At 46.8% G+C, this 12,228-nt stretch carries 10 protein-coding genes and 1 rRNA gene; 9 read left to right on the top strand and 2 right to left on the bottom strand.

What is annotated here, in order from left to right; genetic code table 11:
- Positions 1-22 precede the first annotated feature (22 nt).
- The 3 genes from ASG16_RS20085 to ASG16_RS20090 all read left to right on the top strand — a co-directional run bounded on the left by ASG16_RS20085 (position 23) and on the right by ASG16_RS20090 (position 2,457).
- Positions 23-937, top strand: coding sequence for a hypothetical protein (locus ASG16_RS20085; RefSeq protein WP_056491137.1), 915 nt, complete (start codon positions 23-25; stop codon positions 935-937).
- 76 nt (positions 938-1,013) lie between these two features.
- A complete protein-coding gene (locus ASG16_RS30970; protein ID WP_198674245.1) occupies positions 1,014-1,178 on the top strand; it encodes a hypothetical protein in 165 nt (54 codons plus the stop codon).
- A 139-nt stretch (positions 1,179-1,317) separates the two neighbouring features.
- Positions 1,318-2,457 (top strand): acyl-CoA dehydrogenase family protein, encoded by a 1,140-nt coding sequence (locus tag ASG16_RS20090; RefSeq protein WP_056491139.1) that lies wholly within the window; start codon positions 1,318-1,320, stop codon positions 2,455-2,457.
- 79 nt (positions 2,458-2,536) lie between these two features.
- On the opposite strand, the gene ASG16_RS20095 is transcribed toward ASG16_RS20090, so the two are convergent.
- Positions 2,537-3,823 (bottom strand): S8 family peptidase, encoded by a 1,287-nt coding sequence (locus tag ASG16_RS20095; protein ID WP_056491142.1) that lies wholly within the window; start codon positions 3,821-3,823, stop codon positions 2,537-2,539.
- A gap of 381 nt (positions 3,824-4,204) precedes the next feature.
- On the opposite strand from ASG16_RS20095, the gene ASG16_RS20100 reads away from it, so the two are divergent.
- From ASG16_RS20100 to ASG16_RS20120, 5 genes are all read left to right on the top strand, one after another.
- Complete coding sequence (locus ASG16_RS20100; RefSeq protein ID WP_056491144.1) at positions 4,205-4,939, top strand: tRNA (adenine(22)-N(1))-methyltransferase; 735 nt, start codon at positions 4,205-4,207, stop codon at positions 4,937-4,939.
- Complete coding sequence (locus tag ASG16_RS20105) at positions 4,915-6,030, top strand: Nif3-like dinuclear metal center hexameric protein (RefSeq protein ID WP_056491146.1); 1,116 nt, start codon at positions 4,915-4,917, stop codon at positions 6,028-6,030. Before ASG16_RS20100 ends, ASG16_RS20105 begins: the two co-directional genes overlap by 25 nt.
- A gap of 56 nt (positions 6,031-6,086) precedes the next feature.
- Positions 6,087-8,087 (top strand): S-layer homology domain-containing protein, encoded by a 2,001-nt coding sequence (locus tag ASG16_RS20110; protein WP_056491149.1) that lies wholly within the window; start codon positions 6,087-6,089, stop codon positions 8,085-8,087.
- Positions 8,084-9,580, top strand: a complete 1,497-nt coding sequence (locus ASG16_RS20115; RefSeq protein WP_056491152.1) for a S41 family peptidase — start codon at positions 8,084-8,086, stop codon at positions 9,578-9,580. The genes ASG16_RS20110 and ASG16_RS20115 overlap by 4 nt, the downstream gene beginning before the upstream one ends.
- A gap of 125 nt (positions 9,581-9,705) precedes the next feature.
- Positions 9,706-11,190, top strand: a complete 1,485-nt coding sequence (locus ASG16_RS20120) for an alkaline phosphatase family protein (protein ID WP_056491155.1) — start codon at positions 9,706-9,708, stop codon at positions 11,188-11,190.
- On the opposite strand, the gene ASG16_RS20125 is transcribed toward ASG16_RS20120, so the two are convergent.
- Positions 11,144-11,824 carry an endonuclease/exonuclease/phosphatase family protein gene (locus ASG16_RS20125; RefSeq protein ID WP_056491157.1) on the bottom strand — a complete coding sequence of 227 codons (681 nt, stop codon included), beginning with the start codon at positions 11,822-11,824 and terminating at the stop codon, positions 11,144-11,146. The genes ASG16_RS20120 and ASG16_RS20125 overlap by 47 nt on opposite strands.
- A gap of 201 nt (positions 11,825-12,025) precedes the next feature.
- Between ASG16_RS20125 and ASG16_RS20130 the strand changes: the two genes are divergently transcribed.
- A 16S ribosomal RNA gene (locus ASG16_RS20130) occupies positions 12,026-12,228 on the top strand; the annotation flags it as partial.

Consider the following 12,228-nt stretch of genomic DNA (forward strand, 5'->3'; position numbering starts at 1 on the left):
GTCGTAGTTAGGAGGGGCCGCGTTGGACGACCAGCGCAAGCGCACGATTATCGCCGAAATTGAAAACTGGCGGCGCAACCATTTACTGCCTGAACATTACTGCATCTTCTTGTTAAATCTGTATACAGAAGGGGATCGGCCAAATACACCGGCGTCCGCAGGCGGGAATGAGCGAATGGGAACGGCACCGGGTGTGCTGTCAGGAAAAGTCAATTCAACATCGTCTGTCACAAATACATATGCACCTAGAACTGTCTCTCCAGTGACGGGGAAAATGGTAGTGGCATGGCTCCTTGGTGCCTTTGTCATTGCTGGTTTGATCTTACTTGCTTTTCATTTTAACCGTTTTCAAACCCCAATGCAAATTACCATCTTTGCCTGTTTCGCTCTTTTTTTCTATATTCTGGGACTTGCATATCGAAGGTCGGCCCCGCCATTAACGCATTTATTCCTGGCTTTGTCCTTTCTGATCTTGATTGCGGGCGGCGTTTATTGTATCCAAAAATTGGAAGGTAGCGCGCCGTTTGTCCTGTTCTATTTAGGCTTCGTTTGCATGTTACTGTGCATCAGCGCCATAGTCTTCGGATATGCTTATTTGCTCTATGCAGGGTTACTGGGTTTGGCTATCTTGTATGGCATTACGACCGTGCATCGGGTAGGGATGGATTATACGTGGTGGACATCGGAGTTGTACTGGGTACCGCTTGCGTGCTTACTCACAGGTATGGGCTTCTTGATGAACAAGGCCAATGCGAAATGGGCGGGAGTATTTGCTGTATGTGGACTTGCCTTTTTCTTTGGTGCAGAGATACAGGCGCTGTATATTCCAGCAGCGAAGCGGGACATGATTCAATTACTGCTGTTCATTAAGGTGTTCATCGCATCAACTTTGTTTTTCTTCACGCGAGGATATTGGTATGCGTGGTTGCGACTGTAGCACTCTGCGTGACTTCTCGTTTTCCTCCCCCTGCTTATCTGTTACAATTTCAGAAGAGAGCAAACGGGGTGAATAGATGAACAACAAGTGGAAAGTATTAATCGGTATTTTGCTAGCGGCTTTTTTTCTGGGTGGAGAAACAGTAGCCAAGTTTATAGGTGTAAATACATACAGTCTCGGATTCATAGCAGCATCTGTATCTTTTTTGGGAGCGATTTTATTAGGAGCACGCCGATCATAGGCGTGTTTTTTTTGAGAATTTACCACATGAATTTCAAATCGTGGTGTATAATGGTAAGAGTATTCTGAACAAACGCTCAGTCAAAATTGTGTGTTTCTTGATGGTTCTTTACTAAAGCGTTTTCAAGGGGGCAGAGATTATGAACTTCGATTTGACTTCAGAACAACAAATGTTGAAAAAAATGATGCGCGAATTTGCTGATGAGGTAGTGGCACCAGGAGCAGATGAACGCGATCAAACTAAACAATTTCCTGTCGAAATATTCAAGCAGATGAGCGAGCTGAACTTGATGGGGCTTCCTTTCTCTGAGAAATACGGGGGTGCGGGAGCCGATTCTACGAGTTTTGCGATCGTTGTAGAAGAGCTTAGTCGTGCATGCGGATCTACAGGAATCACGTATTCGGCGCATATTTCGTTAGGTGGCGCTCCACTTGCTTTGTTCGGAACGGAAGAGCAGAAGCTGAACTATTTAAGTAAAATCTGTTCGGGCGAAAGCTTTGGTGCGTTTGGCTTGACGGAACCGAATGCAGGGTCTGACGCAGGTGGTACGAGGACGAATGCGGTCTTGGCTGACGGGGAGTGGACGATTAACGGCTCCAAATGCTTCATTACCAATGCCTCCTATGCTTCGTTTCTCGCCTTGACAGCTGTGACTGACAAAGAGCAGGGCTCACGTGGTATTACTGCTTTTATCGTTCCGACAAATGCCCCTGGTTTTCAAGTGCTGGCGAACTATGAAAAGCTAGGCTTACACAGCTCCAATACGACCGAGCTCGTTCTTGAAAATGTCCGGGTGCCAGAGGAAAACGTCCTTGGGAAGAGGGGCGAAGGCTTCAAGCAGTTCCTCATTACACTTGATGGTGGGCGAATCGGGATCGGGGCTATGGCAGTAGGAATTGCACAGGCTGCCTACGACAAGGCGCTGCAATACTCCAAGCAGCGTACGGCTTTTGGTAACTCCTTGAGTCATTTTCAAGCGATTCAGCACAAGCTGGCGGATATGGCGATGCAAATTGAGCTGGCGAGAACGATGGTGTATAAAGCAGCGTGGTTGAAGGATCATGGTCGCAAATTTACGAAAGAAGCAGCAATGGCAAAATTGTATGCTTCGGAGATTGCCATGTCTGCTACTCATCAGGCCATTCAGATTCACGGTGGCTATGGTTATATGCGGGAGTATCAGGTAGAGAGATTTTTCCGTGATGCCCGGCTGCTGGAGATCGGCGAGGGGACCTCAGAGATTTTACGTAATGTCATCGCAAGAGAAATCGGTTGCTAGCCTTTTCGTGTTTGATAATGAAAGAGCATGACTGCCAGCGAAAACTGACAGCCATGGCTCTTTTTTTGTTTTTTACTTTTTATTGATCGCCAGGTTGGACAGTTGGGAATCCAAATCCGCTAGCGATATCGTCGCCTACAGCAGAGTTTGAGCCACCTTTGATGTCATTTGCTTTCGCACGTTTTTGCAATTCTACGCGAACATCTTGATAGCTCCAAGATGGATTGGATGCCCAGATTTTTGCAGCCAAACCTGAAATGTGCGGTGTTGCCATGGAGGTTCCGCTAATGGAATTATAGCCTCCGTTATTCCATGTAGACTGAATCGCGCGTCCTGGTGCCGATACTTCCACATCGCGCTCTTGAATCACGTAGTCTCCCGCTTGCCCGCTCTTGCCACGAGAAGAGAAGTCAGCCACACGGTAGGTTCCGTTTTGTTGAACATTCTCTAACGCTGCCACGGCAACGGTATTCACTAATGCTCCAGGGTAGCCAATGCTATTCACTGTCGGTCCAGAGTTACCAGCCGCAGCGACGACTAATACACCTTTTTGGTTTGCATAAGTGATGGCATTTGCCATTAGGGTACTCTTACCGCTAGAGCCAAGGGACATAGAGATGATCGTTTTCACGCCTAATTGAGCGGACTGGTCCGCAGCGTAACGAATGGCATAGGCAATGTCATCCTCATAGCCGGAGCCAGAATCATCCAATACTTTATATGCCCATAGCTTCGCATCTGGTGCTACACCATAAATACCAGCGCCACCGCCGCCGTCAGCGAGTACAGTTCCAGCGACGTGTGTTCCATGACCATGCGCATCATTGCAAGCACCAGTAACAACAGGAGAAGCTTGTGTGAAATCGTTGCACTGCTCTGCGTTAGCGGTTAGGTCGGGGTGCTGTGTATACACGCCAGTATCCAGGACTGCTACACGAACATCTGCACCGCCAGTAGCAGCGGAGAGGGACTGGTTCTTATAGATTGCTTTAATTCCCCACGGAACGACTGCCGCAGGAGAGAATTCTGGCTCGCTTACCTGATCTTCTTCTATATACTCAGCGATCTTTAATTTTTTCAACACGGTAATTTTTACGTTGGGATCGCTTTTCAGTTGGTTAAGTTGATCGCTATCTACATCGAGGGTAAAGCCCTCTCCTCCAAAATCATGGCGTACTTCCAACGGTCCAGCAAAATAACCCGTTCTCACATCCGAATCTGACTGAATTAATACCCGTGCACTACCTAATCCACTGAATTCATTGGTTGAATCATTGCTGGCTGCCCCCACACCAGTGAAGACACTCATCACTAGCGCCGAAGAAAGTAATCCCATTGCCCACCACTTGCCGGTTCTTTTTTTCAAACTAATCTCCTCCTTAAAGATATTTAGTTTGTGTAGTTCATGATGTGCATGGCGTTAATATACATATCTGTAAAAAATTTGTAAATATTTATTTATTAAAATAAAGTTCACAATTTCCTAAAAATTAAGTTAAATTACATAAAATACCATAAAACATGATTATATTTAAAAAAATTGCTTATAATTCCGAACACTTCATCCAAGGTATGGCCACCTGTAAGCCTCCCGACTGCTATCCAAGGGTCCCGGTTAGTGCCTGGTCCCTGCCGGGTGCAAGAGCGAGGATTTTGTCGTTCTTTGCTGATCATCTGTTAGGGAATTAGCATTTCGCAATTGCTGCCAAATAGGGTAGAATAGAGGCAACGGAAGGTGAATATACAGATGACATCAGTATCAATATCCAAGCGGCTACAAACGATTGCCCGCTATTGTCCAGAAGGAGCCCGCGTCGCCGACATCGGGTCGGATCATGCGTTGTTGGCTTCTTATTTGCTTGTAAAAGGAATTGCCTCTTTCGTGATCGCAGGTGAGTTGAATGAAGGGCCTTTTCAAGCGGCACAAAAACAAATACATACATTGCAGGTTAAAGATCGCGCTTCGGTGCGTAAAGGAAACGGGCTCGCGGTAGTACAGCCTGGCGAAGCAGATGTGATCTGCATTGCTGGAATGGGAGGCCAATTGATCGTTTCCATTTTGGAAGCAGGAAAAGACAAACTGGAAGGTGTGCAACGCCTGATTCTGCAACCAAACGTAGGGGAAGAAGCGGTTCGCCTGTGGATGATAGAGAATGGTTGGCAGTTAATCGCGGAGTCCATTTTGCAGGAGGACGGCGTGATTTATGAGATTCTCGTCGCAGAACGAGGCAATCCTATCTTGCCATATGAGGGCAAAGATCGTACACAGCATGAGCTCCTGCGCATTGGTCCATTTCTTTGGGAAGAAAAATCAGAGGTTTTACGAGAGAAATGGCTGCATGAGCAAGAAAAATGGCAAAAGGTCATCGTTCAATTAAAGCGTTCGGACAAGCCGGAAGCAGCAGAACGAATTAAAGAAATCGAAGCAGAAGTAAAATGGATCGATGAGGTGATCGCATGCTTGCGCACGGACAAACAGTAATCCAATATGTAGAACGTCTGGCACCTAAATCGTTGGCGATGGAAGGCGACAAGATTGGCCTTCATGTTGGAACCTTGCAAAAAAAGGTGAAAAAAGTGATGATCGCACTAGACGTGCTGGAATCTGTGGTGGATGAAGCAATTGCAGAGGGTGTAGACCTAATTGTGGCTCACCATGCCGTCATTTATCGACCACTCAAACACCTCCGGACGGATCTCGCCGCAGGACGCGTGTTCGAAAAGCTGATCAAGCACGACATTGCGGTATACACGGCCCATACCAATTTGGATGTTGCGTATGGGGGAATGAACGATTGGCTCGCAGAAGCGGTTGGACTCACTGACGTAGATGTATTAGATGTTCTTTCACGAGAGGCTTGGAAGAAGCTCATCGTATTCGTACCCGCTACCCATAAGGAAGTAGTGTTTTCGGCACTTGCTGAAGCGGGTGCAGGGCATGTAGGCAACTATAGCCACTGTTCTTTTCAGACAGAAGGCACTGGAACCTTTTTACCTGGGGAAGGAACGAATCCCCATATCGGTTCGACAGGTCAACTGGAAATAGCAGAGGAAGTTCGCATCGAGATGATAGTTCCCGCGTCCAAGCAATCGGCTGTGGTCAAAGCAATGCTTGCTGCCCATCCTTACGAGGAAGTCGCCTATGACATCATTCCCTTGGAGCAGTCCGGAACTGCATACGGCATTGGGCGAATCGGTACTCTGCCTGCACCACTGACGCTGCGTGAGTTTGCTTTGCTCGTCAAAGAACGGTTTTCCCTCCATGGCCTGCGCGTTGTTGGTGACTTGGATGCGACAGTCAAGAAAGTAGCGGTAGTAGGTGGCGACGGTAGCTCTTTTGTTTCCAAAGCTATTTTTAAAGGCGCGGATGTTTATTTAACCGGAGACATTGGTTACCACACCGCACACGATGCGCAAGCAGAAGGCTTGTCAATCGTAGATGCTGGTCACAATATCGAAAAAATCATGAAGGAAAAACTGGCGACCATCTTACTTGAACAATTGCAGGCAAATGGTTACGAAACAGAGGTTATTCCTTCGCGCGTGCACACAGATCCGTTCCAGTTTGTATAAGACGTAGCAGGATGAACCTTATGTTTCCTGCCAGATGAAGTGTAGGAGGATTTTATGTGCAGAAACTAATCCGGACGATTTCTTGTGGATTACTGACGTTAAGCTTACTCACCCCCGGCGTCGCATCAGCGGCTGGGGGCTTATTGCCATACAATGACATCAGCAAGCACTGGGCGAGAAACGCAATCATTCAAGGTGTGCAGCTCGGTTTGTTTGAAGCTGGTCCAAATGTTTCGAAGTTTTACCCAAATCGTGATATGACGCGTGCAGAATTTCTCGCTATGATCGATCGTCTTTATTACGGTGGACAGTACCATATCTATCCGCTTACTTTCTTATCCGAGCATTCGGAGTGGGCGCGAGCAGAAGGTTTTCAGGAACCGTATTTGCCGTATAAAGATGTCGATCGCCTGACATGGATGTACAAACCAACGCTGCGCATTTCCACGATCTTGGATAGACTGTACGGTCCAAATGCAATTCAGTACATATTTCCTGGTGAGATGATGAAGCCGAATCAGCCGATCACCAACGAAGAGGCTGCCAAGATATTGCAAATGTTCACGATGTCTCCAGATAGTAAAAATGCTTGGGAAGAAGTGCGCTCCTGGGGATGGCTAGAGGGAGAAAAAACGGATCGGGTGAAGCGGGGAGATGCTGCTGTCGCAGCTGATCGCATGGTGAATTATTTCCTTCAGGATGGAATCATGCCTCTGCTGGATTACGATGGGAAAAAGTTCCCGATGGTCCCGGATATCGAAGAGGTATTGCCGTTATTCGCAACCTATACAGATCCCAAAACAACAGAAGAGCAGATTTATGTAGATGCGGCTGCCGCTATTCGCAGTAGAAATGATAGTGAGGAGACATTCGAACAGTTACGCAAGCTGGCCGATTCCTCTTTCCCGAATCAAGTAGGTGTTCACTATTTATTAAGCTGGAATCCTGAAACACCGATTGAAACCAATCTGGAGCAAGCTTTCCTTGCTATCGACGCTTACTTCGAAGACAAAATCATTCTCCCTGATACACTCGGGCTATTGAGTGCCAATGTGTATGATATTGCCTTGCAGCTAGGGAACAAGGATCAAAGCCAATACAAAAAAGTACTCGACCGACTCAGTGCTTATGAGCAAAAAGTGAAGCAAGATTCCAAAGAATGGGAAACGCTCGCCTTGTATGTCGGGGCACTGGAAATCAGGAGTGGTCAGATAGAACTGGCGTTGGAACGTTACCAGCGATTTGCCGACAGGAGCCCGGAGGCATTGTTGAATACTTCCTACTATTATTTGCAGGAAGGGCGTATTCAGGAAGCAGAAGAAGTTCTTGCTGCGATGAAGCCGAAAGCGTCAGACAGCAGAATGAATCAGTTGCACAAAATGTTGCGTCAAGAGTTCGCGTCTTTAAAAGAACAGCCAGCTATTATTTCTGATTTGGGATACTCTTTGCGCCAGTTGGACAATGCCGACACCTACCAGGTGAAGGGTGAAGCGGTGTTGAGTGGATTGACGTTCTCATACACGCAGGATATTAACAAGGAGAAACAAATAAGCAGAATATCCGGCTTTTATCAATCTCCGCAAAAACTAATATCAGACAAGTTGCTCTCCTATACAGACGGGAAAACAAATACGCAATACTCGTATGATACGGATCGGCATACATGGGACAAGAATAGAACGGACAACGTTGACTTTTTGCACGAGTGGGTTGGTGCTGTCAAGGTAGCCGATCGTGCCAAGGAGCTTCATGCTCGCTACTACAAACAATCATACGGGGAGTACGATGTCATTACGGAGTGGATTCCGGGGTCTATGCTAGTAGAGAAATCCAAGAAGGTCACGCTTGGACAAGGAAAAGTGAAAGATGTTCCGTTGTTCATGAACAAGTATTATATTGATCGGGTTAGCGACAAAATTGTTAAACATACGTGGCGTTATGAAGAGATTTATGAGGGCGACGAATATGTAGCCTATTCGGGTACCGACAATTACGACTTTACAAGCAATGTTGCATTCTCGATACCTGATGATGTTCGAAAAGGGGTGGCACCATGAAGCGAATTAGTCAATGGGCAGTAGCAACTGTCCTGCTACTCACAACTATTCTTCCTGTGCAAGCGGCAGAGTATCCTTACGAAGAAACAGAAGAAGTGTTCCAGCACGTCATGGAGAGCCACTTGAGCAAACCGGCAGCCAACCAATTGGTAAAAGGGGCTCTAGAGGTGGTCAGTGAGCAGGCTAATCAGAAAAAACAGCTTCAGTTCAAAGTTTCTGAAGAAGATGATACGTGGGACGAGTTGGAATTGAGGCTTGCAGAATGGCAGAAGAAAGGCGGGTTTGATACGCCGACGATGAACACGTGGGCGATTGAAGGAATGCTCTCCACACTCAATGACCCGCACAGCGTATTTTTTACTCAAGATGAATTGCGTTTGTTCCAATCTGACGTTGAGAATCAATTTGTTGGATTCGGCTTTCGTCTGCGGCTGCAAAATGAACATATTATCATCCGTGAAATCGTTCCGAATTCTCCAGCAGCAGCATCTTCTTTGCAACGAGGCGATCAATTAATCAAAGTAAATGAGACCTCGCTGGTCGGAAAGACTTTTGAAGAAGCGTATGCTTATTTGAAGGGCAACGAAGGGACCGAAGCCGTTCTTACTGTGTATCGTCCATCCGACAAACGGGAGCACCAGGTAAAGCTGAAGCGTGCCTCCATGACCTTGCCGGAAGCGGAAGGACAGATGTTTACGAAAGGCGCAGTTGGTTATATCAGTCTTGAAACTTTCGGATCAGAAGGAGCCATCCAGGTAAGGGATAAGCTTGCAGAGCTTTCCCGTGTGCAAAAACCGTTGTCCGGATTGGTGTTAGACCTGCGGGATAATGGCGGGGGATACTTGTCGACAGCGCGGGACATCGCGAGCCTCTTTATGGAAGAAGGCTTGCTTATGTACACCACGAATCGCAATGGGGTAGAGGTAGAGACGTGGGTTCGAAATGGGCAGGATATCGGCATTCCAGTGCGAATTTTGGTAAACGGTGGAACAGCTTCTGCATCTGAGCTGTTGTCAGGTGCGTTGCGTGATCATGGCATCGCCAAACTTGTGGGCACCAAAACATTTGGAAAAGGGAGCGCCCAACAAGTTATTCCGTTGTCGGACGGTGACGCACTGAAGCTTACACTGAATGAATATTTTACTCCTAAGCATACTGTGGTGAACCACGTAGGGCTCCAACCAGATATGGTTGTGGAGGATTATGGAGCACAAGTAGTAGAAGCTCTCCATTCATTGAACGTCACTACGTGGGAACTCAGTGATGCAGAAGGTGATACAGTCATCAATGGAATTCCTTTCCCGACGGTAGATCCTCTCTTTAAACAAACACCTCAAGGACTGCATATCCGAGCTGCTGTACTTTCGCATCTACTGGGTGATCCGTCCATTGGTGAAAAAGATTATGTGGAATTTGCTCCGTACTTGAAGAAGTACCCTGCACTAAAACTGCAAACGAATAATGGTATCAACACCCTCACATTTACTTCGTGAGCATGGTCCCCTGTAGCTTTAGGCGAACAGGGGCTTTTTCTTTTTCATGGCGTATACTCGGTAATGGAAAATCGAACACTATCAAGTGCGACTATGACTACTACGACAAGAAGGGTGGCAGCCGGATGAAAAAGGTCATACTTTTCCTGATCGACTCCATGATGCCTGATGTTCTGGAGCGATGCATTGCTGCCAATCAAGCACCGGCACTTCGGTTTTTCATGGAGCATAGCCAGTACATACCAGATTGTGTGACCGTTTTCCCTACGATGACGGCTTCGATAGATTGCTCCCTCATTACGGGTGTTTACCCCGATCAGCACAAAGTACCGGGGTTAGTTTGGTATGATGCAGAGCAGAAAAAGATGGTGAATTATATTAATGGAGCCAATTCCGTCCGAAAAATAGGGGTTTCGAGTTGTGCAGAAAATGTCCTGTTTGATTTGAATGAACGTCATCTTAGCAAGGATGTCAAAACCATTCATGAGGTGCTGGAAGAAAATAATCTCGTCTCGGGTTCCATCAACGTTATCGCCCATCGGGGACATAAGCAGCATAAGGTGAAAATGCCGACCTTGCTTGATGCAATCACATCTTTTTCCCTGAGAGAGCATGTGAGTGGTCCAACGATCATGAGTATGGGGACGCTGGTGCGCCCGGCGTTATTTCGTACCGTCCCGTGGGATTTCTCCCAATCCACTTTGGAAGGCTATGGAATTAATGATGCGTATGCAATCGATGTTATGATTGAGGTAATTCGCAGCGGTCAGCAGCCACATTTTACGCTGGTCTATCTGCCAGAGAATGATCATAAACTCCACAATTCCCCGGAGGATGCCGTACAGCACTTGGCAGATGTGGACAAGCAATTGGCCCGTTTGTTGGATAGCTTCGCGTCATGGGAACAAATGCTGGAGAGAAACGTATGTATTTTGATTAGTGATCATGGACAAACCGTCATTGGAGAAAGTGAAGACCACAATATTCCGTTGGATTATCTCCTGGCGAATTTTTCGATCCATGCGCTCGGTACTGACGTGACTCCGGACGTGGAAGTGGTCATTTGCAATAATGAGCGTATGACTTTTTTGTACCCAGTGAATGGAACGGATCCACTTTCTATTGTAGAAGCGGTTAGTGTGGAAGAAAGAATTGATTTAATTGCTTGGAAAGAGGGCGAGAAGGTAAAGGTGCGTCGGGGTGGAACACAACAGGAAATGTGTTTCTGGCGCAATGGGGAGTATCAAGATGCGTACGGTTCTTCTTGGTCTGTTGAAGGGGACGTTTCCGTGCTGGATGTGCAATATGATGGAGAGTGTCTTTCTTTTGATACATATCCAGATGCTTTTTCTCGACTATATGGGTCGCTGTTCTCGCAGAGCGTTGACGTGGTAGTCGTTACTGCTGCCAAGAGCTATGAATTTTTATCGGAAAGTGCTCCTACGCATTTAGGTGGAGGAAGTCACGGATCACTGCATAAGCAAGATTCGCTAATTCCGTTAGTGATTGCAGGTGCTTCGGAGATGTTTCCGCTCCCGGCAAGACTGGTAGATGTCAAAGGTTTTATTCTTCGAGAGCTGGGGATTCCGTCAGCCTCAAATCCGCAATGACGGGGACATGATCCGACCAATTGACCGGTAGCAACTCGTAGTTCTCAATATTCCAGTGATGAGAAGCAAAAATATAGTCCAGACGACGGCGGAAGGCTGGAAGTGTTGGTCTTTTTTCCTGACCTGAGATAAGAGCACAGTCCATCAGGTGCGGAGTAAAGGACACATTACTCGCGTTGAAATCCCCCATTAGAAGTAATGGGGCTTTTGCGTGTTGCTGTATCAAATTCGACATGAGCTGTAGCTGGGCCAGTCTGCTTACTTGATTTAAGCTGCAGTGTGTAACGCAAAGCGTAATCGTACGACCGAATCCTTGAAAGGATGCATACAGGAGTGTCCGCTGCTCTTTTCTAGCCGGCAAAACAATGGCGTCGACATTTTCAAGCGCGTACTTCGATAGCAGGGCATTGCCGTAATACCCGTCTCCTATCGCGATCGAAGGGGAGAAGGCCAGGTGATATTGTAATTGATCAGCGATGTAGCTTGCTTGATACCCATACTTCCCGTTTTGGTGGACTTCCTGAAGGCCGATGATGTCTGGTTTCAAGTCCTTTAAAGTCAAAGTCATTTCGTTCAGGCGTTTTCGCCACCAGAGGTCACGGCCGCTATGAATGTTGTAGCTGACTACACGCACCCTCGTTCACTTCCTTTGTTTTGACGTTATTTTTAACTTATTTAGATTTCCCTATTGCATTAGGTTTTAGTCTATGCTATATTAAAAAACGTCGCCTCTGCTTGAGGCACAGATGGAATAAAATGCTCCTTGAAAACCGGAATAGAATTAATCTGTGAAATAAGCTTGTGTTTTACTTGAAGTCAGATTCATCTTCAAACTTTATTGGAGAGTTTGATCCTGGCTCAGGACGAACGCTGGCGGCGTGCCTAATACATGCAAGTCGAGCGAGTCTCTTCGGAGGCTAGCGGCGGACGGGTGAGTAACACGTAGGCAACCTGCCTCTCAGACTGGGATAACGAAGGGAAACTTATGCTAATACCGGATAGGTTTTTGGATCGCATGATCCGAAAAGAAAAGATGGC

The sequence above is a fragment of the Brevibacillus sp. Leaf182 genome, assembly GCF_001423865.2.
Taxonomy (GTDB): domain Bacteria; phylum Bacillota; class Bacilli; order Brevibacillales; family Brevibacillaceae; genus Brevibacillus; species Brevibacillus brevis_C.

Coding starts and splice junctions, on each gene's coding strand:
- ASG16_RS20120 (WP_056491155.1), top strand. CDS start 9,706: ATGAAAAAGGTCATACTTTTCCTGATCGACTCCATGATGCCTGATGTT.
- ASG16_RS20090 (WP_056491139.1), top strand. CDS start 1,318: ATGAACTTCGATTTGACTTCAGAACAACAAATGTTGAAAAAAATGATG.
- ASG16_RS20100 (WP_056491144.1), top strand. CDS start 4,205: ATGACATCAGTATCAATATCCAAGCGGCTACAAACGATTGCCCGCTAT.
- ASG16_RS20115 (WP_056491152.1), top strand. CDS start 8,084: ATGAAGCGAATTAGTCAATGGGCAGTAGCAACTGTCCTGCTACTCACA.
- ASG16_RS30970 (WP_198674245.1), top strand. CDS start 1,014: ATGAACAACAAGTGGAAAGTATTAATCGGTATTTTGCTAGCGGCTTTT.
- ASG16_RS20105 (WP_056491146.1), top strand. CDS start 4,915: ATGCTTGCGCACGGACAAACAGTAATCCAATATGTAGAACGTCTGGCA.